We start from the raw sequence: 20,749 nt of genomic DNA on the forward strand, positions 1-20,749 counted from the left end.
CCGGGGCATGGCTCAGTCCAGCACCGCCGCCGAATAGGCCTCGGTGCGATAGGGGAAGGCCACCTCGGCCTGACCCTTGAGCGTCGGGTGGGTGGCGATCAGTTCCTGCAGACGCTGCTCGACCCGCGCCTTCTGCTCCGCCGGCAGCGCCGCGATGAAGCTGATCGACAGGGTGCGCGCGATGATCACCTGTTCCGGCGGGCCGACATGCCGGTAGCTGAACTCGCGCAGCTGCAGCGGGCCGAAGGGCGCACCGGCAAAGGCGCGGCGCCATTCGCCGGTATGGAAGCGCGGCGTGCTGCCCTCGTAGGGCGCGACTATGTGCGTCAGCTCGGCGACCCAGTCGACGCGCTCGTCGCGCACGTTCCAGACCAGCCCCAGATGACCGCGCGGGCGCAGTACGCGGTGGATCTCGCGCAGCGCCGCCGGGGTAGCGAACCAGTGGAACGCCTGGGCGCAGAGCACGGCGTCGAGGCTGGCGTCGGCCAGCGGGATGCCTTGGGCGGTGCCTTCCAGCACACGCACGCCCGGCAGTTCGTCACGCAGTCGCTCGCGCATCGCCGCTACCGGCTCGACCGCGGCGACCTCGGCGCCGGTACGCAACAACAGGCGGGTGAACTTGCCGGTGCCCGCACCGAGGTCGGCCACCTGGCTGGCGGCGTTGATGTGCAGGTTGCCGTCGAGCCAGCCGAGCAGCTCGTCGGGATAGTCGGGACGCCCGTGGGCGTAGGTCTGGGCTTCCTGGCCGAAGCCCTGCTGGGCGCTGGCGTGAACGCTGTCCATGGTACGGCTCTCCGAGACGGGATCGCCCTCCGGTATAGCACACTCAGCGCAGGCGGCAGGCCTTGCCGTCAAGGTAGTCGCGGTAGCAGGCGAGCAACCGGGCGTCGCTGATCTTGCAGCGCTTCTGCCGGCACTGGCTGTGGAACTCGAAACGCCCGCCGTCAGGCTCGGCGAGCTGGATGCGCAAGGCCGGCCAACCCTTGCTCGACGCCTTTTCCGGCGTCGTCAGCAGGCGACCTTCGCTGACCACCAGCGGCGCACCGGCCTCGGCGTAGTCGAAGACGAACAGCAGCGAGCGCGAGGTCTTCAGCGTGCATTCGGTGTGGCTGAGGCAGTTCTGCGCATCCACCGGCAGGCTCACCAGCGGCGCTCGTGGCGCAGGGGCCTCGCCGGGCGCGGGCGGGCTCGGCGGCTGCGCCGCGCAACCGGCGAGCAGGGCCATCAGCAGGGGAATCAGCCAACGCGACATGGCGGTTTCTCGCTCCGTGGATACGAAAGAGCCCCGCCGGGGCGGGGCTCTTCAGAGGTGGCGCCAGGTCAGTTGACCTTCGGCTCCAGCTCGCCCTTGGCGTAGCGCTGGAACATGCCTTCCAGGGAGATCGGCTTGATCTTGGAGGCGTGGCCGGCGGTACCGAAGGCTTCGTAGCGGGCGATGCACACGTCGCGCATGGCTTCGATGGTCTTGGCGAAGTACTTGCGCGGGTCGAACTCGCTCTTGTTCTGCGCCAGGAAGCGACGGATGGCACCGGTGGAGGCCAGGCGCAGGTCGGTGTCGATGTTGACCTTGCGTACGCCGTACTTGATGCCTTCGACGATTTCCTCGACCGGAACGCCGTAGGTTTCCGGGATTTCGCCGCCGAATTCGTTGATGATCGCCAGCCAGTCCTGCGGTACCGAGGACGAGCCGTGCATCACCAGGTGGGTGCCGGGAATGCGCGCATGGATCGCCTTGATGCGATCGATGGCGAGGATGTCGCCGGTCGGCGGCTTGGTGAACTTGTAGGCGCCGTGACTGGTGCCGATGGCGATGGCCAGGGCGTCGACCTTGGTTTTCTTGACGAAGTCGGCGGCCTCTTCCGGGTCGGTCAGCAGTTGACTGTGGTCCAGCACGCCTTCGGCGCCGACGCCATCTTCCTCGCCGGCCATGCCGGTTTCCAGGGAGCCCAGGCAGCCCAGCTCGCCTTCCACGGACACGCCGCAGGCGTGGGCGAACGCCACGGTCTGCTGGGTCACGCGGACGTTGTAGTCGTAGTCGGCCGGGGTCTTGCCATCTTCCTTCAGCGAGCCGTCCATCATCACCGAGCTGAAGCCCAGCTGGATGGAGCGCTGGCAGACGTCAGGGCTGGTGCCGTGGTCCTGGTGCATGCACACCGGGATGTGCGGGAATTCTTCGATGGCCGCCAGGATCAGGTGGCGCAGGAAGGGCGCGCCGGCGTATTTGCGGGCGCCAGCCGAAGCCTGCACGATCACCGGGGAGTCGGTCTTGTCGGCCGCTTCCATGATGGCGCGCATCTGCTCGAGGTTGTTGACGTTGAAAGCCGGGACGCCGTAGCCGAACTCGGCGGCGTGGTCCAGCATTTGGCGCATGCTGATGAGTGCCATGTTTTCACTTCTCCCAGGAAGTTGGGCTCGTTCTATGGTTCGACAGCCTGCCGCAGGGACAGGCCGCATTCAAGTCTGTTACGCCGCGCGGTGCTAGCGTGCGCGGCAGCCGCGGCCGATCAGGTCGTTGCTTTCCACCCAGTAGATCAGCCCCTGGTCGCCGGTAACGCTGAAGCCGACCAGCCCGTCGCTATAGAAAGCGCCGGAGCCGCCGGGTTCCTCCTCCAGGTGGTGGACAACGTCGTCCTCACCCAGGCGCAGGTCCAGCACCGACGAACGGGTGCCCTCGACGTAGCGCCAGATCACCACCGCGCCGCTGTCGCAGGTCCAGTGGTTCCAGCCGCCGGCCTTGGCGGAACCCGCGCCGCTGCCGGCGGGATGGCTGGAGCAACCGGCCAGCGAGGCGCACAGGGCCAGGGCGAGATAACGCTTCATCGGGCAATTCTCCCTCTCGGCGGCAATGCCGCAACTCCATTCAGCCCCGCGCCGGCGCCCCGCTGTTCAAGGGCAGTCCACCGGTTTATCGGCAGGGGTCGGATCGCCGGTGCTCAGGCTCTCCACTCGCTCGCGGTTCTGGTCGCTCGGGACCATCACCGCGGGCGGGCTGACCATCTCGCAGGTAGCGGGGCGATCCCCGCCAGCGCTGCATCCGGCCAGTATCAGGCAAATCGCAAGACCAGGGGCGACATGGGGCATGCTTGCTCTCCTTTCTTCCGGTTCCCTGGGTTGTGACCCACGAAACCGGCGAGAGGTTTGCCCCAAATCGCCCGCGGCCTCACTGCTTGGCGCGCTGCTCCAGCACTTCGACCGCCGGCAGGACCTTGCCCTCGACGAACTCGAGGAAGGCGCCGCCACCGGTGGAGATGTAGGAAATCTGCTCGCCGATACCGTATTTGTCGATGGCCGCGAGGGTGTCGCCGCCACCGGCGATGGAGAATGCCGGGCTTTCGGCGATGGCCTTGGCCAGGGTCTTGGTGCCTTCACCGAACTGGTCGAACTCGAAGACGCCCACCGGGCCATTCCACAGGATGGTCTTCGAGGATTTCAGCAGTTCGGCGAATTGCGCGGCGGTCTGCGGGCCGATGTCGAGGATCATGTCGTCATCGGCGACGTCGGCGATGGCCTTGATGGTCGCGACGGCGCTTTCGGCGAACTCCTTGGCGACCACCACGTCGACCGGCAGCGGCACGCTGACCTTGGCCGCGATGGCCTTGGCGGTGTCGACCAGGTCGGCTTCGTACAGCGACTTGCCGACCTTGTAGCCGGCCGCGGCGAGGAAGGTATTGGCGATGCCGCCGCCGACGATCAGTTGGTCGCAGATCTGCGCCAGGCTATTGAGCACGTCGAGCTTGGTCGACACCTTGGAGCCGGCGACGATCGCCGCCATCGGGCGGGCCGGGTTGCCCAGGGCCTTGCCCAGCGCGTCCAGCTCGGCAGCCAGCAGCGGGCCGGCCGCGGCGACCTTGGCGAACTTGGCCACGCCGTGGGTCGAGCCCTCGGCGCGGTGGGCGGTGCCGAAGGCGTCCATGACGAAGACGTCGCACAGCGCGGCGTACTTCTGCGCCAGCTCGTCGGCGTTCTTCTTCTCGCCCTTGTTGAAGCGTACGTTCTCGAACAGCACCAGCTCGCCCGGCTTGACCTCGACGCCGTCAAGATAGTCGCGCACCAGCGGCACGTCACGACCCAGCGCCTTGCTCAGGTAGGCGGCGACCGGCTGCAGGCTGTTCTCCTCGGAGAACTCGCCCTCGGTCGGGCGGCCCAGGTGCGAGCAGACCATCAGCGCCGCGCCCTTCTCCAGGGCCAGCTTGATGGTGGGCAGCGCGGCCAGGATGCGCGCGTCGCTCTTCACCACGCCGTCCTTCACCGGCACGTTGAGGTCCTCGCGGATCAGCACGCGCTTACCTTGGAGGTCGAGGTCGGTCATTTTCAAAACGGTCATGACATCAGTCCTGTCTGGGCTGTTTGTTTAACGTTCACTGGCGGCGACCCGCAGGAAATGCCCCGCGGTGTCGAGCATACGGTTGGCGAAGCCCCACTCGTTGTCGAACCAGGCCAGCAGGTTCACCAGGCGCGGGCCGGAAACCCGGGTCTGGCTGCCGTCGACTATCGCCGAGTGCGGGTCATGGTTGAAATCACAACTGGCGTGGGGCAATTCGGTGTAATCCAGCAGACCTTTCAGCGGCCCGCTGGTGGCGGCCTCGCGCAGCACCCGGTTGATTTCCGTGGCGGTGGTGTCGCGGGAAACCTGCAGGGTGATATCCAGCGCCGAGACGTTCACCGTCGGCACCCGAATGGCTTTGGCCTGGATGCGCCCGGCAAGTTCCGGCAGCAGGCGTTCGATACCGCGCGCGAGCCCCGTGGAAACCGGAATCACCGACTGGAAGGCCGAGCGCGTGCGGCGCAGGTCCTCGTGGTGGTAGGCGTCGATCACCGGCTGGTCGTTCATCGCCGAGTGGATGGTGGTGATCGACACGTACTCGATGCCCACCGCCTCGTTCAGCAGCTTGAGCAGCGGCACGCTGCAGTTGGTGGTGCAGGAGGCGTTAGAGACCAGCCTCTCGGCGCCACTGAGCTGCTGCTGGTTGATGCCGAAGACCACGGTGGCGTCGATGTCCGCCTCGCTGGCCATCGGCTGCGAGAACAGCACGCGCGGCGCGCCGGCGGCGAGGAAGCGCTCGCCATCGGCACGGCTGTGGTAGACCCCGGAGCATTCCAGCACCAGGTCGATGTCCAGCGCCGCCCAGTCGATCGCCTCGGGCTCGGCCTGGCGCAGCACCTTCACGCAGTCGCCGCCGACGTGCAGGCAGCCATCGGCCACGCTCACCTCGCCGGGGAAGCGGCCGTGGGTGGAGTCGAAACGGGTCAGGTATTCCAGGCTCGGCAGGTCGGCCAAATCGTTCAGCGCGACGATGGAAAAGCCGGCGCTGGCACCGCGCTCGTGGAGGGCACGGAACACGCAACGGCCAATGCGGCCATAGCCATTGAGGGCGACACGGTAAGGGCGCTTGGACATTGTTATCCCTTGGAGCCGGACCATGCAGGAGCGAGCTTGCTCGCGAAGCGAACCCGAATGTTCGCGAGCAAGCTCGCTCCTACGAAGAGCCTGTTCAGGCGTCGAGCAGCTCGGCGGCCACTTCCAGCACGTTGTCGACGGTGAAGCCGAAGTGCTCGAACAGCGCCGGGGCCGGGGCCGACTCGCCGAAGGTGGTCATGCCGATCACGCGGCCTTCCAGGCCCACATACTTGTACCAGTAGTCGGCGTGGGCGGCTTCGATGGCGATACGCGCGCCGACCTGCACCGGCAGCACGCTCTGCTTGTAGCCGGCGTCCTGCTGCTCGAAGACGCTGGTGGACGGCATGGAAACCACGCGCACCTGGCGGCCTTCGGCGCTCAGCTTGTCGTAGGCCTGCACGGCCAGGCCGACTTCCGAGCCGGTGGCGATCAGGATCAGTTCCGGCTCGCCGGCGCAGTCCTTGAGCACGTAGCCGCCACGGGCGACGTTGGCCAGCTGCTCGGCGTCGCGCGCCTGGTGCGGCAGGTTCTGGCGGCTGAAGATCAGCGCCGACGGGCCGTCGTTGCGTTCGATCGAGTACTTCCAGGCAATCGCCGACTCGACCGCGTCGGCCGGGCGCCAGGTGTCCAGGTTCGGGGTCAGGCGCAGGCTGGCCAGCTGCTCGATCGGCTGGTGGGTCGGACCGTCCTCGCCCAGGCCGATGGAGTCATGGGTGAACACGTAGAGCACGCGTTGCTTCATCAGGGCGGACATGCGCACCGCGTTGCGAGCGTATTCCATGAAGATCAGGAAGGTCGCGCCGTAGGGGATGAAACCGCCGTGCAGGGCCACGCCGTTCATGATGGCGCTCATGCCGAACTCGCGCACGCCGTAGAACACGTAGTTGCCCGAGGCGTCCTCCGGGGTCACGCCCTTGCAGCCCTTCCACAGGGTCAGGTTGGAACCGGCCAGGTCGGCGGAGCCACCCAGCAGTTCCGGCAGCAGCGGGCCGAAGGCGTTCAGCGTGTTCTGGCTGGCCTTGCGGCTGGCGATGGTCTCGCCCTTGGCGACGACGTCGGCGACATAGGCGGCGGCCTTCTCGGCGAAGTCGGCCGGCAGCTCGCCGGCGACGCGGCGCTTGAACTCGGCGGCCAGTTGCGGGTGGGCGGCCTCGTAGGCGGCGAAGCGCTTGTTCCACTCGGCCTCGCGGCTGGCGCCGGTTTCCTTGGCGCTCCACTCGGCGTAGATGTCGGCGGGGATTTCGAAGGGTGCGTGCTTCCAGCCCAGCGCGGCGCGGGTGGCGGCCACTTCGTCGACGCCCAGGGCAGCGCCGTGGCTCTCTTCCTTGCCCTGCTTGTTCGGCGAGCCGAAGCCGATGATGGTCTTGCAGCAGATCAGGGTCGGCGCGTCGCTCTTGCGCGCGGTGTCGATGGCGGTCTTGATCTCGTCGGCGTCATGCCCGTCGACGTTGCGGATCACCTGCCAGCCGTAGGCTTCGAAGCGCTTCGGGGTGTCGTCGGTGAACCAGCCGTGGACTTCGCCGTCGATGGAGATGCCGTTGTCGTCGTAGAAGGCGATCAGCTTGTTCAGGCGCAGGGTGCCGGCCAGGGAGGCGACTTCGTGGGAAATGCCTTCCATCATGCAGCCATCACCGAGGAAAGCGTAGGTGAAGTGGTCGACCACGGCGTGACCTTCGCGGTTGAACTGCGCGGCCAGCACCTTCTCCGCCAGGGCCATGCCCACGGCGTTGGCGATGCCCTGGCCGAGCGGGCCGGTGGTGGTCTCGACGCCGGCGGTGTAGCCGTACTCCGGGTGGCCCGGGGTGCGCGAGTTCAGCTGGCGGAAGTTCTTCAGGTCCTCGATGCCCAGGTCGTAGCCGGTCAGGTGCAGCAGCGAGTAGATCAGCATCGAGCCGTGGCCGTTGGACAGCACGAAGCGGTCGCGGTCGGCCCACTGCGGGTTGCTCGGGTTGTGCTTCAGGTAGTCGCGCCACAGCACTTCGGCGATGTCCGCCATCCCCATGGGGGCGCCGGGGTGGCCGCTGTTGGCTTTCTGCACGGCATCCATGCTCAGTGCACGGATGGCATTGGCTCGCTCACGACGGCTGGGCATCGCTGAATCTCCTGCGGGGGCTGCTTCGAATGAACGAAGGGGATGAAAAAAGGCGACCATTTTCGCCCAGCCGGCCACCGCGGGGCAATGACGATCGACAAGCTGCAGGCGCGAGCGCGATTCCCCGGCACCCGGGCGGGCAAGCGGTGGCGTCCGTGGCGGAGGCTATCCGTCGGGCAATATCAAAACTTTTTGATACAGCTGTTGCCGGCTCCGGACGCAATGTCTAGACTCGGCCACCTATGAACCTGCGCCTGCCCCAGATCCGCCACGACGCCTGCGACGAGCTGGCCGCCCTGTGCAAGGCCGGCGGCGACCCGCTGCGGCTGAACGTGCTGCGGGTGCTGGCGAACGATTCGTTCGGCGTGCTGGAGCTGGCACAGATCTTCGCCATTCGTCAGTCGGGCATGAGCCACCACCTCAAGGTGCTGGCCCAGGCCGGGCTGGTGGCGACCCGCCGCGAAGGCAACGCGATCTTCTACCGCCGCGCCCTGCCCCAGGCCGACAGCCTGGGCGGCCAGTTGCACGGCGCGCTGCTGGCGGAAGTGGACGAGCTGGACCTGCCGGTCGAGGTCGCCGCCCGCGTCGACGCGGTGCACGCCCAGCGCGCCACCGTCAGCCGCGACTACTTCGCGCGCAGCGCGGAGAAGTTCCAGGCCACGCAGGACCTGATCGCGGGACTGCCGCAATACCGCGAGAGCGTGCTGGCACTGCTCGACGCGCTGAGTTTCGCCCCCGGCGCCACGGCGCTGGAAGTCGGCCCCGGCGACGGTGGATTCCTCCCCGAGCTGGCCCGGCGTTTCGCGCGGGTGACCGCGCTGGACAACAGCGTGGCCATGCTCGACCTGGCCCGCCGGCGCTGCCTGGAAGCCGGGCTGACGAACGTCCGCCTGGACCTTGGCGACGCCCTGCAGGACGCCGCCGAAGCGGCCGACTGCGTGGTGCTGAACATGGTCCTGCACCATTTCGCCGCGCCGGCCGAGGCCATGCGCCAGCTGGCGCGCCTGGTGAAGGACGGCGGCAGCCTGCTGGTGACCGAACTGTGCAGCCACGACCAGAGTTGGGCCCGCGAAGCCTGCGGGGATCTCTGGCTGGGGTTCGAACAGGAAGACCTGGCCCGTTGGGCCGACGCCGCGGGGCTCGCTCCCGGCGAAAGTTTGTACATTGGTTTACGAAATGGCTTTCAGATCCAGGTGCGGCATTTCGCCAAGCCGGATTCGCGAAGCGTCCTCACCCACCGGTAAAGAATGGGAACCGTTAGATGAGCGAATACTCTGTTTTCACCTCCGAATCCGTATCCGAAGGCCATCCCGACAAGATCGCCGACCAGATCTCCGATGCGGTGCTGGACGCCATCATCGCCAAGGACAAATACGCCCGCGTGGCCTGCGAGACCCTGGTGAAGACCGGCGTCGCGATCATCGCCGGTGAAGTCACCACCTCCGCCTGGGTCGACCTGGAAGAGCTGGTGCGCAAGGTCATCATCGACATCGGCTACAACAGCTCCGACGTCGGCTTCGACGGCGCCACCTGCGGCGTGCTGAACATCATCGGCAAGCAGTCCGTGGACATCAACCAGGGCGTCGACCGCGCCAAGCCGGAAGACCAGGGCGCCGGCGACCAGGGCCTGATGTTCGGCTACGCCAGCAACGAAACCGACGTGCTGATGCCGGCGCCGATCTGCTTCTCCCACCGCCTGGTCGAGCGCCAGGCCGAAGCGCGCAAGTCCGGCCTGCTGCCGTGGCTGCGCCCGGACGCCAAGTCCCAGGTCACCTGCCGCTACGAAGGTGGCAAGGTGGTCGGCATCGACGCCATCGTGCTGTCCACCCAGCACAACCCGGAAGTGTCCTACAAGGACCTGCGTGAAGGCGTGATGGAGCTGATCATCAAGCAGGTGCTGCCGGCCGAGCTGCTGCACAAGGACACCCAGTTCCACATCAACCCGACCGGCAACTTCGTCATCGGTGGCCCGGTGGGCGACTGCGGCCTGACCGGGCGCAAGATCATCGTCGACTCCTACGGCGGCATGGCCCGTCACGGCGGCGGCGCCTTCTCCGGCAAGGACCCGTCCAAGGTCGACCGTTCCGCCGCCTACGCCGGCCGCTACGTGGCCAAGAACATCGTCGCCGCGGGCCTGGCCGAGCGTTGCGAGATCCAGGTGTCCTACGCCATCGGCGTGGCCCAGCCGACCTCCATCTCGATCAACACCTTCGGCACCGGCAAGATCAGCGATGACAAGATCATCCAGCTGGTTCGCGAGCACTTCGACCTGCGCCCGTACGCCATCACCAAGATGCTCGACCTGCTGCACCCGATGTACCAGCCCACCGCGGCCTACGGTCACTTCGGCCGCAACCCGTTCGAGCTGACCTACGACGGCGACACCTTCACCGCCTTCACCTGGGAGCGCACCGACAAGGCCGCCGCCCTGCGTGACGCCGCCGGCCTGTAAGGTCCGCCCGACGAAAAAGCCCCGCACCTGCGGGGCTTTTTCTTTTCGTGGGGCGGATAACCACGAACGGCTATTCAATCGACGATTCGGCCATTCCGGAAGCCTCCCACACCCGGGCCGGCCCCTTCATCGTCTCGGCGCACCTAGCCTGGAACCCCCTTCAGGCGCAAGGAAGCCCGCCGATGCACGCCTCGCTCGCCGCAGCCCTGTTGCTGCTCCCCGCCCTCGCCACGGCCTGCCCCGACTGGCCCGAACAACGCGCCCGCGAAGAACTGCTGGGCCTGCGCCAGCAACTGGAAGCCTGGGACCAGGCCTACCACCTGCGCGGCGAAAGCCCGCTCGCCGACGAACTCTACGACCAGGCCCGGCAGCGCCTCGGGGAGTGGCAAGGGTGTTATCCACAGCTCGCCGAGGCGCCAGCCGATCCACTGCGCGGTGCCGCCGGCCAGCTGCGTCATCCCCAGGCCCATACCGGCCTGGACAAGGCCGCCGACAGCGAGGCGGCGCGCCGTTGGCTGGCCGGCCGCGACGACCTGTGGGTACAACCCAAGGTCGATGGCGTCGCCGTCACCCTGATCTACGAAGCCGGCGCGTTGCGCCAGGCGATCAGCCGTGGCAACGGCCTGAACGGCCAGGACTGGACGCGCAACGCCCGCCGCCTGCCCGGCATTCCCCGGCGCCTGGCGGACGCCGGCCGGGTGGTCCTGCAGGGCGAGCTGTACTGGCGCCTGCCGGGCCACGTGCAGGCGCAGCGCGGCGGCCTGGGCGCGCGCGGCAAGGTGGCCGGGGTAATGGCGCGCGACGACCCCGGCGCGGACGCCGCGCAAGTGGGCCTGTTCGTCTGGGAGCTGCCCGACGGCCCACGGGACATGCCGGGGCGCCTGCAACGCCTGCGCGAACTGGGCTTCGTCGACAGCGTCGAGCTGACCCAGGCGGCGCGCGGCTTCGAGGATGTCCGCCGGCTTCGCGAACACTGGTATCGCAGCGCCCTGCCCTTCGCCACCGACGGCATTGTCATCCGCCAGGGTCGCCGACCGCCGCCCCATGCCTGGCAGGCCGGCGGCGCCAGTTGGGCGCTGGCCTGGAAATACCCCTACCGGCAGGCGCTGGCCGAGGTACGCGCGGTGGACTTCCGCGTCGGCCGCACCGGCCGGGTGACGCCGGTCCTGCAACTGCGGCCGGTGGAACTGGACGAGCGGCGCATCGCCCAGGTTGGCCTGGGTTCGCTGCAACGCTGGCGCGAGCTGGACATCCGCCCCGGCGACCAGGTGGCCGTCGCCCTCGCCGGCCTGACCATCCCGCGGGTGGAAGGTGTGGTCTGGCGCTCGCCACAACGCCTCGTGGTGCAGGCGCCAGCCGCAGGACTTCATCACCCGCTCAGTTGCTGGCGGGCCACGCCCGGTTGCGAGGAACAGTTCCTCGCCCGCCTCGCCTGGCTGGGCGGCGACCAGGGCCTGGCGCTGCGTGGCGTCGGTCCGGGCGTGTGGCGAACCCTGCTTGAGGCGCGGCGGCTGGAAGGTCTGCTGGACTGGCTGGAATTACCGGCGGACGACCTGCGCCGTCTGCCCGGCTTCGCCGAACGCAGCGCCGACGCGTTGCACGAGCAGTTCCGACTGGCCCGGACGCGCCCTTTCGCGCACTGGCTAAGCGCCCTTGGCACGCCTTACGCCGACAGCTTTCCGGCCAACGAGCGCTGGGCCGAACTGAGCGCCCGGCGCGCCATCGACTGGCGTCAGCTACCGGGAATCGGCCCGAGCCGCGCCCGACAGCTTGAAGCCTTCTTCAGCGACGCCGAGGTGCGGCGCCTGGGCTCTCAACTCGGCGCCGCCGGCATCGAGGGCTTCTGAGCCCTCAGCGCATGCGGAAGGCTTCCTGGTGGAAGTTGCCCGAAGGCATGCCGCGCCGGCCGAGGTCGCGGCGCAGCAGGTCGGCCAGGCCCTGCGGGCCGCAGAACCACAGGCTCGGCCAGCGGCCACGGGCGTCCGGGGCCATGCCCAGGTCGTCGCCGCGCAGGTAGCCTTCCTCGGCGCTGTAGTGGACCTTGAGCGTCACGCTCGGCAGGGCATCGCACAGATCGCGCAGGTGGCCGGCGTAGATGGCGTCCGCCGGGCTGCGCACGCAGTAGTGCAGTTCCACCTCGGGCGCGTCGGCCGGATGCCGCTGCAGTGCTTCCAGCCAGGCCAGGAAGGGCGTGATGCCGATGCCGCCGGCGATCCACACCTGGCGCCCGCCACCCCGGCGGAAGTCAAAGCAGCCGTAGGGGCCCTCGACCTTCACCGGGTCGCCGACCGCCAGGCTGGTTTGCAGGCGCCGCGTGTAGTCGCCCAGCGCCTTGATGCTGAAGCGCACTTCGCCGTTGCCGCGATCGGCGCTGGAAATGGTGAACGGGTGCTGGCCCTCCAGGCGCTCGCAGGTGAGGAAGGCGAACTGCCCGGCCTTGTGCGTCCAGGCGCGGTCGAGGCGGCAGGTGACTTCCAGCAGGCGCTCGTCCGGGCGCGCCACCGCAACCACCACGCCCCGGTGCGTGCGCCGCCGGCCGATGCGCCCGCTCAGGGCGATCAGCGCGCAGGCCGAACCCAGCGCCGCGCACAGCGCCACCAGCCAGCCGACCGGCTGCGTCCAGTAACCGGCCGGGGCCAGCACCACGGCATGGAAGGCCAGCACCAGGTAGACCAGCGCCAGCGTCTTGTGCACGTAGCGCCACACGCGATAGGGGAAACGTTGCCAAAGGGTCAGCACCAGCATCGCCGCCAGCAGCCAGGCCGACCACTCACCCAGCTCCTTGGCCGAGCCGCGGAAGACGTCGAGGAAGGTCTCCACCCGCGGCCCTTTCGCCGGCTTGGCGATGAACTCGGCGAGCAACGGCCCGCCCAGCTCCAGCAGGTAGTGCAGCAGGCCCAGGCTGATGGCCAGGATGCCCGCCCACTTGTGCGCGCGATACATGCGGTCGAGCCCGCCCAGCGGCCGCTCCAGCCATACCGGGCGTACCGCCAGGAGCATGATCAGTGACATCAGGGCGAAGGCGGCCACGCCGGTGAGCAGGATCGCCTGCTTGCGCAGCACCCAGATGTCGAACGTGGCTGGCGGATCGAGGACCAGCGCCAAGCCGAAGGTCGCCAGAACGGCGGCCAGGACAATCCAAACGAGTTTCATGCGGCCTCCCGGACATTCAGTGTCTCGATCGTGAAGCTGGGGGCTTCCGCTTAATTATCCCTGAATACCTTGTGGGATTATTCAGATCGCTGGCCTTGCCATGACTCAGGTCAAGCGCTGGGCAAGCTTGCCAGGGCTGACGCACAATGCCGGGGCCAAAAGGGAGCCCGAACCGCCATGCGCATCCGCGTCCTTTCCGACCTGCACCACGAACACTTCGGCGGTCGCCGCGAGCTGCCCGAGGTCGAAGCCGACCTGGTGGTGCTGGCTGGCGACATCCATGAACACCTCCAGGGGCTGCACTGGGCCCGCGAAGCCTTCCCCGACACGCCGTTGGTCTACGTCGCCGGCAATCACGAGTTCTACAACGCCGACCTGCCCGAGCTGACCCAGGCCATGCGCAACCTGGCGCGCGCCCTGGACATCCATTTCCTGGAGAACGACGCGCTGGTGCTCGACGGCGTGCGCATCCTCGGCGCCACTCTGTGGACCGACTTCCAGCTCTACGGCGACGCCAACCTGGAGCTGACCCTGCAGCGCGCGCGACGCCTGATGCCGGACTTCAGCTGCATCGACTGGTTCACCGCGCCCTTCACCCCGGCGCACTGCCAGGAACTGTGCCGCGCGTCGAGCCAATGGCTGGCGGAGCAGCTCGACGAACCCTTCGCCGGGCCGACGGTGGTGGTCACCCACCACGCGCCCAGCGCCCGCTCGATTCCGCCGCAGTACGTCGGCGACAGCCTGTCACCGGCCTTCGCCTCGAACCTGGATGCGCTGGTGGAACGTTGCGACCTGTGGATCCACGGTCACGTGCACGATGCCCTCGACTACCGCATCGGCACCGCCCGGGTGGTGGCCAACCCGGGCGGCTATCCGGGCGAACGGGGCGGCTTCGACCCCTACGGCACCGTGGATGTCTGAGTCGCCGGGGCCTGCAGGGCGCTGAAGAAACGCCAGATCTCCGCCGGCCCGTCCAGCTCCGGGTCGGCCGCACCGAGCAGGCGCGGCGGCCGATAGCCAGGCTGCGACAGCAGATGGCCGCCGCCGTGGACGGTGACCAGTTCCACCGGCGGCGCTCCGTCACCTTGCCACTGCCGGCGCTCCGACCAGATCGGTCCCGGCCGCGTCAGCGGCTCGCGTCGCGCCTCGCCGGCGATTCCATTGCGCCGCGCCAGCTCGCCGGCCGAGGCCTCGCTGGAGAGCACCTGGCCACGGTCGCCGAAGCCGAACAGCTTGACCCGGCCACCGAGGTAGGGGTTGATCGGGTCGCGCGTGCCGTTCATCAACAGCGCCGCCACGCCGCGCTGTTGCTCGGCGCAGGCGTAGTTGTCGGCGCTCGGCAGGCTGGCCGCGACCACCGCGATGCCGGCCAGCGGCAGCTTCGACTCGGCCGCCATGCGCAGGGCCATCTGCCCGCCATTGGAATAGCCGGCGATGAACACCCGCTGCGGGTCGACCTGGCGCTCGCGCTGGATGCGCCGGATCAGCCGCCCGAGGAAGGCCACGTCGTCGATGTTGCGGGCCCGCGCGCTGTAGCTGGCGGCTTTGCGGCAATCGTTCCAGTGGCCTTCGAAGCCGTCCGGGTAGAGCACCAGGAAGCCGTCGCGCTCGGCCAGGGCGTCGAAGCCGAAGCCACTGTCGCGGCGCATCGCCTGGCCGTTGCCGCGCGAAGCATGCAGCACCACCAGCAGCGCCGGGTTCGCCGCCAGCTTCTGCGGCACATAGAGCAGGTAGCCACGGCGCATGCCGCCGGCGCGCAGCGAACTGTCCTCGCTGACCCCGCTGAGCATCGGCGGGCGCAGCTGCTCGCCGGGCAGCAGGTACCAGCCCCCCCACAGCAGCGCCGCCAGCAGCAGGAAGATCAGCGCCTGCAGAATACGAATCGCGATACGCATCCAGCCTCCCCCGCCCCGTCGGACGGAGCGCGCTAAACGGATCGGACCAGCCCGCGCACTGTCACGGAGCAATTCGCGGCGGTACGCTTAATGGCAAACTCTAGACGTTCGCCAGCGTCGATATCCCATTTGGTAACGCAGGACCCGAGAATGTTCCGACCCATTTTCCTCAGCGCCGCCCTTCTGCTGACCGGCAGCGCCCTCGCCGCCGAGCAGGCGCAACCCCTGACCGGCTGTGCCGCCAAGCAGGCAGCCATCGAAGCCAAACTCGCCGAGGCCCGCGCCCACGGCAACAGCGGCGCCGTGTCCGGCCTGGAAACCGCCCTGGAACAGACCCGCGCGCATTGCACCGACGGCAACCTGGCCAAGCAGCGCACCCAGCGCGTGATCGACGCCGAGCGCGAGGTGAGTACCCGCGAGAACGACCTGCGCAAGGCCATGAGCAAGGGCGACGCGGAAAAGATCGAGAAGCGCAAGGCCAAGCTGGCCGAGGCGCGCGCGGAGCTGGATCAGGCCAAGCGCGAGTTGGAGGAATGAGCAGCGCGGGCTACCTGTAGGAGCGAGCTTGCTCGCTCCTACGAAAGCGGGGCGGGCGTCAGAGCGCGCGGAATTTCTTGTGGCAGGCCTCACAGGCGTCTTCCACCGCGGCCAGGTCCTTGCGCACGCCTTCGGCGGTCGGCGGGGTCTGGCGGGTGTTGGCCTCCAGCGCCGCGGCGGCCTGCTGGAAGGTCTTGGCGTCGGCCTGGAACTCCAGTTGGCGCTGCCACAGCTCGTCCTTCGCGCGGCTGTCGCCGCCTTCGTCGGTCGGCTTGCTGGTGGGGAAGTACTGCCAGGGCTGGCCGGCCAGCTCGTTGAGCTTCAGCGAGTCGGCGCGGAACTTGTCGGCGTCGAAGACGACGCGGCCGCGCAGCATGCCGCCCATGTCTTCGCTGGCGTGCAGCATCTGCTTGAAGATCGCCTGGCGCTTGGCCAGCGGGGAATTCGGATCGAGGCGGTGACAGCCGGCCAGGGCGGCGCCAGCCAGCAGCAGAACGAACAGGGTCTTCAGCTTCATCGAGCGGACTCTTATGGGGACGGGCCAGACACGGGAGCGGCGGATTATCCGCCGCCGCCAGCCATTGATCCAGAGCCCGGCGGGCCCGCTGCGGCCATCCGCCGCAGCGATCCGCGCGCCGTTCAGCCGCCGTTCAGCAAGCGTCTACGCAGAGACCACGAAGAACGCGGCGATCAGCGCCATGCCGACGAACCACACCAGCGAGCGCAGCAGGGCCAGGTCGGCGAGGTAGAAGATCAGGTAGAGCAGGCGGCTGGTGACCCAGGCGATGGCCAGGGTATCGATGGTCGACGGCTCCGCGTTACCCACCACATAGGCCACCAGCACCGCGATGGCGAAGGCCGGGGTGACTTCGAAGCTGTTCAGCTGGAAAGCGTTGGCGCGCTTGCGGTAGCCCTCCAGCGAGGCGAGGAAGCTGCGCGGGTCGTGGTTCTGCCGGGGGCCGAAGCCGCCGCCGGTGAACTTGGCGACGCCGGTGCCCAGGTAGGGCAGGAACAGAGCAACGAGAATGCACCAGAAGGCGATGGACATGGATGGGGTCTCGACGGTCAGGGAAGGGACAAGGTGCGCCAAGCATAGGCCAGCGTCCTTGGCCGCCAGGCGCGAAGTGGCGCCCGTGCGGCCAATCTCACAACTTCATCACCAGCATGCCCGCCAGCACCAGGCTGCAGGCCAGCAGGCGCGGCAGGCCGAAGGGCTCCTTGAGGAAGCGCATGCCGAACAGCACCACCAGCACCACGCTGATTTCGCGCAGCGCCGCGGCCTCGGCCACCGAGCCCAGCTGCATGGCCCAGAGCACCAGGCCATAGCTGGCCATCACGCAGACGCCGACGCTCAGGCCGAGCTTCCACTGGGTCTGCCAGAAGCGCGCGAAGGCGCGGGTGCGGGTGCTCACGGCGAGCAGCGGGAAAGGCACGCCGGAAAGCAGGGTCAGCCACACCAGGTAGTCCAGCGGCTGCGGCCAGCGCTTCAGGGCGTGGCCGTCGGTCCAGGTGTAGCTGCCGATGCACAGGCCCATCAGCAGCACGATGGGAAAGGCGATCCAGGGTAGCCGCGAGCCGCCGCCGCCCTTGAGCAGGAACAGCATGCCCAGCGGGATCAGCAGGATGCCGAGCACCTGGCGGTCGCTGAGCTGCTCGCCACCGACCAGCAGGGTCAGCCCCAGCACCACCAGCGGCGACAGGCCGCGCATCAGCGGGTAGACCAGGCCCAGGTCGCCGACCTTGTAGGCCTGGATCAGCAGCACCCGGTAGACCAGCTGCAAGGCCACGGCGCTGCCCAGCCAGGGCCAGACCTCGGCCGGCGGCAGGCTGATCCACGGCAGCAGCGCCAGCCCCACGAGCAGGCCGACGAGGTCCATGCAGGCCACCACCAGCAGGCGGTCGGCGCTGAATTTGACGAGGGTGTTCCAGGCCGCGTGAAGCACGGCGGCGAGCAGCACCAGGGTGGTGGCGAACACGAGGGGATACCTTCTGGTATAGACCAGTTGCGATTCTACCGCCCCGGCGTGACGCCCCGGAAGCCCCGTCGCAGGGCAGGCGCCCCTGAAAACGCCGCACACCCGCATGGCGCTGGTCTAGACTGGGGTTTTCGCGACTGCCAGAGCCCTCGCCATGACCCGTCTGCTCAAGTTCCTGACCGGCTACCTCCTCGTCTCCCTGCTCACCGGCTGCGGCTACAACGCCATGCAGGCCGGCGACGAACAGGTCAAGGCGGCCTGGTCGGAAGTGCTCAACCAGTACCAGCGCCGCGCTGACCTGGTGCCCAACCTGGTCAACACGGTGAAAGGCTACGCCGCCCACGAGGCCGCGGTGCTCACCCAGGTGACCGAGGCCCGCGCCCGGGTCGGCAGCACCACGCTGAACGCCGACCAGCTCGGCGACGAGGCGGCGGTGAAGCGCTTCCAGCAGGCCCAGGGCGAGCTGAGTTCGGCGCTCTCGCGGCTGCTGGTGGTGACCGAGAACTACCCGCAGCTCAAGGCTGACGGCCTGTTCAAGGACCTGCTGACCCAGCTCGAAGGCACCGAGAACCGCATTACCGTGGCGCGCGGCCGCTACGTGAAGGCGGTGCAGGAATACAACGTGATGATCCGCCAGTTCCCGCAGGTGATCACCGCGAAGATCTTCGGCTACCAGCCCAAGGCCAACTTCAGCGTGGAAAACGAGGCGGCCATTTCCACCGCGCCCAAGGTCGACTTCGGCACCGCGCAGCCGCAACCGGCGCAATGACCATGCGCGGCTGGCTGCTGGCGCTCCTGCTGCTCTGCGGCTGGGGCGCCGTGGCGCAGGCCGAGCCGACCGCCATCCCGGCGCTGAGCGCCCGCGTCACCGACCTCACCGGCACCCTCGACGCCCAGCAGCGCGGCCAGCTGGAACAGCAACTGGCCGCGCTGGAGCAACGCAAGGGCGCACAGCTGGCGGTGCTGATGATCCCCAGCACCGGCGAGGACAGCATCGAGCAGTACGCGGTACGCGCCTTCGAGCAGTGGAAGCTGGGCCGCAAGGGCGTCGACGACGGCGCGCTGCTGGTGGTGGCCAAGGACGACCGCGCCTTGCGCATCGAGGTCGGCTACGGCCTGGAGGGCGCGGTCACCGACGCCCTGGCCGGGCGCATCATCCGCGAGCAGATGGTGCCGCGCTTCCAGCAGGGCGACTTCGCCGGCGGCGTGCAGGCCGGGGTCGACAGCCTGGAGAAACTGATCGACGGCGAAGCGCTGCCGGAGCCCAGCCACACGGCCAACGGCGGCCAGCCGGACGTACCCGGCGACCCGCTGGCCTGGCTGTTCGTGCTGACCATCGGCGTGCCGGTGCTCGGCAATCTCTTCGGCGCGCGGCGCACGCCCGGCGCCAAGGTCGGGCGCTCGCTGCTGTACAGCCTGGTGGTCGGCGCGCTGGCCGGCGTCGGCAGCCTGGCATTCGGCGGCGGCGCCGCCCAGGCCCTGGTCAACGGCGGCATCGGCGTGGGCTTCGCGCTGATGGTCTACCTGTTCCTGGCCTTCGGCGGCCGCGGCGGTGGCGGCGGTTTCGGTGGCGGACGCGGCGGTGGCTTCGGCGGCGGCGGTGGCGGCTTCAGCGGCGGCGGCGGTTCCAGCGGCGGTGGCGGGGCCTCCGGCCGCTGGTGAGCCTCAGAGCACGGCGGCGCCGGCCTCTTCCTCGCGAATCGAGCGCAGCACCTGGCGCTGCAGCTCGATGAACGCGGCGCTGCCGGCCATTTCCTCGCGGCGGGGGCGAGGCAGGCCGACGTCGAAGGTGGTCTTGATCCGCCCCGGCCCCAGGCCCATGACCACGATGCGGTCGGACAGGTAGACCGCCTCCTCGACGTCGTGGGTGACGAACATCACCGTCAGCCGGTGGGTTTCCCAGATGCGCGTGAGCAGCTCCTGCATCTGGTGCCGGGTCATCGCGTCCAGCGCGCCGAAGGGTTCGTCCATCAGCAGGATCTTCGGCCGGTAGGACAGCGCCCGGGCGATCGCCACGCGCTGCTTCATGCCGCCGGACAGCTCGCTGGGGTAGGCCTCGGCGAACTTCTCCAGCTTCACCAGCGCCAGGTGCTCGGCGGCGATCTCGCGGCATTCGGCGCGCGAACGGCCGGCGGCCTTGAGGGCGAACTCGACGTTCTCCCGCGCGGTCAGCCACGGCAGCAGGGTGTAGGCCTGGAACACCACGCCGCGATCCAGGCCGGGGCCGGTGATGGGCGCGCCGTCGACCTTGACGCTGCCGCTGTCGAAGTCTTCCAGCCCGGCGGCGATCGACAGCAGGGTGCTCTTGCCGCAGCCGGAGGTGCCGACGATGGAGACGAACTCGTTGTCCGCCAGGGTCAGGTCGATGTTGCGCAGCACCTCGCGGCGCTCCTTGCCGACCGCGAAGCTCTTGTTCAGGCCGGTGATTTCCAGGGTGGCCATCAGCCGCGCCTCCGGTTGTAGCGGAACAGGACGCGCTCGGCGGCGCGCATGGCCTGGTCGGTGACCAGCCCGAGCAGACCGAGCAGCAGGATGTAGCCGATGATGGTGTCGGTCTGGAAGAAACGCTGCGAGACCACGATGCGGTAGCCCAGGCCAGAGGTGGCGGCCACCAGCTCGGCCAGCACCAGCCAGGTCCAGGCCCAGCCGAGGCTGATCCGCAGGGCGTCCCAGATGCCCGGCAGGGCGCTGGGCAGGACGATCTTCAGGAGGATGCGCCGATCCGGCATGCCCAGGGTGCGGCCGAGACCGATGAAGTCCGCCGGCACGCGCTTGATGGCGTCCATCACCATCAGCACCTGCTGGAAGAAGGTGCCGATCCAGATGATCAGGAATTTCTGGAAGTCGCTGGTGCCGGCCCAGAGGATGCTCAGCGGCACGAAGGCCACCACCGGCATGTAGCGCACGAAGTCCACCAGCGGTTCGGTGGCGGCTTTCCAGAAGCCGTAGCAGCCGGCGAACACGCCGATCACGATGGACATCGCCGAGGAAATCGCGAAGGCCACCAGGATGCGGTAGACGCTGACCTTGAGGTCGGCCCAGAGGGTGCCGTCGGCGGCCAGCTTGAGCATGCGCGCCCAGACGTCGCCGGGGGCCGGCAGGAAGATCTTCGGCACCGCGCCACTGGCGCCGGCCAGCCACCAGGCCAGGGCCAGCAGGACGAACACGCCGCCGCCGATCAGCAACAGGTGGGTGCGCGCCAGCGGCTTGCCGATGACGAACAGCGGGGAAGGTTTACGGGCGTTC

The 20,749-nt window shown here is 68.6% G+C and carries 21 protein-coding genes; 7 read left to right on the forward strand and 14 right to left on the reverse strand.

Annotation, left to right across the window (positions count from 1 at the left end):
* Window positions 1-12: 12 nt before the first annotated feature.
* The 7 genes from P3W75_RS28050 to tkt all read right to left on the reverse strand — a co-directional run bounded on the left by P3W75_RS28050 (window position 13) and on the right by tkt (window position 7,490).
* Window positions 13-783, reverse strand: a complete 771-nt coding sequence (locus P3W75_RS28050; RefSeq protein ID WP_276230585.1) for a class I SAM-dependent methyltransferase — start codon at window positions 781-783, stop codon at window positions 13-15.
* A gap of 43 nt (window positions 784-826) precedes the next feature.
* The gene (locus tag P3W75_RS28055) at window positions 827-1,252 is read right to left on the reverse strand and encodes a hypothetical protein (RefSeq protein ID WP_276230586.1); all 426 of its coding nucleotides are present in this window, start codon (window positions 1,250-1,252) and stop codon (window positions 827-829) included.
* 68 nt (window positions 1,253-1,320) lie between these two features.
* Entirely contained in the window at window positions 1,321-2,385 is a 1,065-nt protein-coding gene (gene fba, locus P3W75_RS28060; protein WP_208316674.1) for a class II fructose-bisphosphate aldolase, read from the reverse strand.
* Between the two features lie 93 nt (window positions 2,386-2,478).
* The gene (locus P3W75_RS28065) at window positions 2,479-2,820 is read right to left on the reverse strand and encodes an MliC family protein (protein WP_276230587.1); all 342 of its coding nucleotides are present in this window, start codon (window positions 2,818-2,820) and stop codon (window positions 2,479-2,481) included.
* A 340-nt stretch (window positions 2,821-3,160) separates the two neighbouring features.
* Window positions 3,161-4,324 carry a phosphoglycerate kinase gene (locus tag P3W75_RS28070; protein ID WP_276230588.1) on the reverse strand — a complete coding sequence of 388 codons (1,164 nt, stop codon included), beginning with the start codon at window positions 4,322-4,324 and terminating at the stop codon, window positions 3,161-3,163.
* A gap of 27 nt (window positions 4,325-4,351) precedes the next feature.
* Window positions 4,352-5,398 (reverse strand): erythrose-4-phosphate dehydrogenase, encoded by a 1,047-nt coding sequence (gene epd / locus P3W75_RS28075; RefSeq protein ID WP_276230589.1) that lies wholly within the window; start codon window positions 5,396-5,398, stop codon window positions 4,352-4,354.
* Between the two features lie 94 nt (window positions 5,399-5,492).
* Window positions 5,493-7,490 carry a transketolase gene (gene tkt, locus P3W75_RS28080; RefSeq protein WP_276230590.1) on the reverse strand — a complete coding sequence of 666 codons (1,998 nt, stop codon included), beginning with the start codon at window positions 7,488-7,490 and terminating at the stop codon, window positions 5,493-5,495.
* Window positions 7,491-7,732: 242 nt separating this feature from the next.
* Between tkt and P3W75_RS28085 the strand changes: the two genes are divergently transcribed.
* From P3W75_RS28085 to ligB, 3 genes are all read left to right on the forward strand, one after another.
* Window positions 7,733-8,734: an ArsR/SmtB family transcription factor gene (locus tag P3W75_RS28085; RefSeq protein WP_276230591.1), complete on the forward strand. Its 1,002-nt coding sequence runs from the start codon at window positions 7,733-7,735 to the stop codon at window positions 8,732-8,734.
* A 17-nt stretch (window positions 8,735-8,751) separates the two neighbouring features.
* Entirely contained in the window at window positions 8,752-9,942 is a 1,191-nt protein-coding gene (gene metK / locus P3W75_RS28090; protein ID WP_276230592.1) for a methionine adenosyltransferase, read from the forward strand.
* A 182-nt stretch (window positions 9,943-10,124) separates the two neighbouring features.
* Window positions 10,125-11,789 (forward strand): NAD-dependent DNA ligase LigB, encoded by a 1,665-nt coding sequence (ligB, locus tag P3W75_RS28095; RefSeq protein ID WP_276230593.1) that lies wholly within the window; start codon window positions 10,125-10,127, stop codon window positions 11,787-11,789.
* Between the two features lie 4 nt (window positions 11,790-11,793).
* Here the strand turns inward: ligB and P3W75_RS28100 are convergent, their stop codons facing one another.
* A complete protein-coding gene (locus tag P3W75_RS28100; RefSeq protein WP_276230594.1) occupies window positions 11,794-13,095 on the reverse strand; it encodes a ferredoxin reductase family protein in 1,302 nt (433 codons plus the stop codon).
* 177 nt (window positions 13,096-13,272) lie between these two features.
* Between P3W75_RS28100 and P3W75_RS28105 the strand changes: the two genes are divergently transcribed.
* Window positions 13,273-14,016: a metallophosphoesterase gene (locus P3W75_RS28105; RefSeq protein ID WP_276230595.1), complete on the forward strand. Its 744-nt coding sequence runs from the start codon at window positions 13,273-13,275 to the stop codon at window positions 14,014-14,016.
* Here the strand turns inward: P3W75_RS28105 and P3W75_RS28110 are convergent.
* Window positions 13,995-14,990, reverse strand: coding sequence for an alpha/beta hydrolase family esterase (locus P3W75_RS28110; RefSeq protein ID WP_276230596.1), 996 nt, complete (start codon window positions 14,988-14,990; stop codon window positions 13,995-13,997). The two genes, P3W75_RS28105 and P3W75_RS28110, sit on opposite strands and share 22 nt — an antisense overlap.
* Window positions 14,991-15,140: 150 nt before the next feature.
* Between P3W75_RS28110 and P3W75_RS28115 the strand changes: the two genes are divergently transcribed.
* Entirely contained in the window at window positions 15,141-15,527 is a 387-nt protein-coding gene (locus P3W75_RS28115; protein WP_276230597.1) for a DUF1090 domain-containing protein, read from the forward strand.
* 58 nt (window positions 15,528-15,585) lie between these two features.
* Here P3W75_RS28115 and P3W75_RS28120 read toward each other — a convergent pair whose 3' ends face one another.
* The 3 genes from P3W75_RS28120 to P3W75_RS28130 form a co-directional block, all read right to left on the reverse strand.
* On the reverse strand, window positions 15,586-16,044 hold the full coding sequence (locus P3W75_RS28120; protein ID WP_276230598.1) for a c-type cytochrome: 459 nt from the start codon (window positions 16,042-16,044) through the stop codon (window positions 15,586-15,588).
* A 144-nt stretch (window positions 16,045-16,188) separates the two neighbouring features.
* Window positions 16,189-16,575: an MAPEG family protein gene (locus P3W75_RS28125; RefSeq protein ID WP_276230599.1), complete on the reverse strand. Its 387-nt coding sequence runs from the start codon at window positions 16,573-16,575 to the stop codon at window positions 16,189-16,191.
* A gap of 97 nt (window positions 16,576-16,672) precedes the next feature.
* A complete protein-coding gene (locus tag P3W75_RS28130) occupies window positions 16,673-17,503 on the reverse strand; it encodes an EamA family transporter (protein WP_276230600.1) in 831 nt (276 codons plus the stop codon).
* 154 nt (window positions 17,504-17,657) lie between these two features.
* On the opposite strand from P3W75_RS28130, the gene P3W75_RS28135 reads away from it, so the two are divergent.
* Window positions 17,658-18,272 carry a LemA family protein gene (locus tag P3W75_RS28135; protein ID WP_276230601.1) on the forward strand — a complete coding sequence of 205 codons (615 nt, stop codon included), beginning with the start codon at window positions 17,658-17,660 and terminating at the stop codon, window positions 18,270-18,272.
* A 2-nt stretch (window positions 18,273-18,274) separates the two neighbouring features.
* Window positions 18,275-19,165 carry a TPM domain-containing protein gene (locus tag P3W75_RS28140; RefSeq protein WP_430765419.1) on the forward strand — a complete coding sequence of 297 codons (891 nt, stop codon included), beginning with the start codon at window positions 18,275-18,277 and terminating at the stop codon, window positions 19,163-19,165.
* A 3-nt stretch (window positions 19,166-19,168) separates the two neighbouring features.
* Here the strand turns inward: P3W75_RS28140 and P3W75_RS28145 are convergent, their stop codons facing one another.
* Together P3W75_RS28145 and P3W75_RS28150 are read right to left on the reverse strand one after the other, a co-directional pair.
* Entirely contained in the window at window positions 19,169-19,945 is a 777-nt protein-coding gene (locus P3W75_RS28145) for an ABC transporter ATP-binding protein (RefSeq protein WP_276230603.1), read from the reverse strand.
* Window positions 19,945-20,749, reverse strand: an 805-nt coding sequence (locus P3W75_RS28150) for an ABC transporter permease (protein ID WP_276230604.1), incomplete at its 5' end; no start/stop codon positions are given. The genes P3W75_RS28150 and P3W75_RS28145, both read right to left, overlap by 1 nt.

It is taken from the genome of Pseudomonas citronellolis, assembly GCF_029335315.1.
Lineage (GTDB): Bacteria > Pseudomonadota > Gammaproteobacteria > Pseudomonadales > Pseudomonadaceae > Pseudomonas > Pseudomonas citronellolis_A.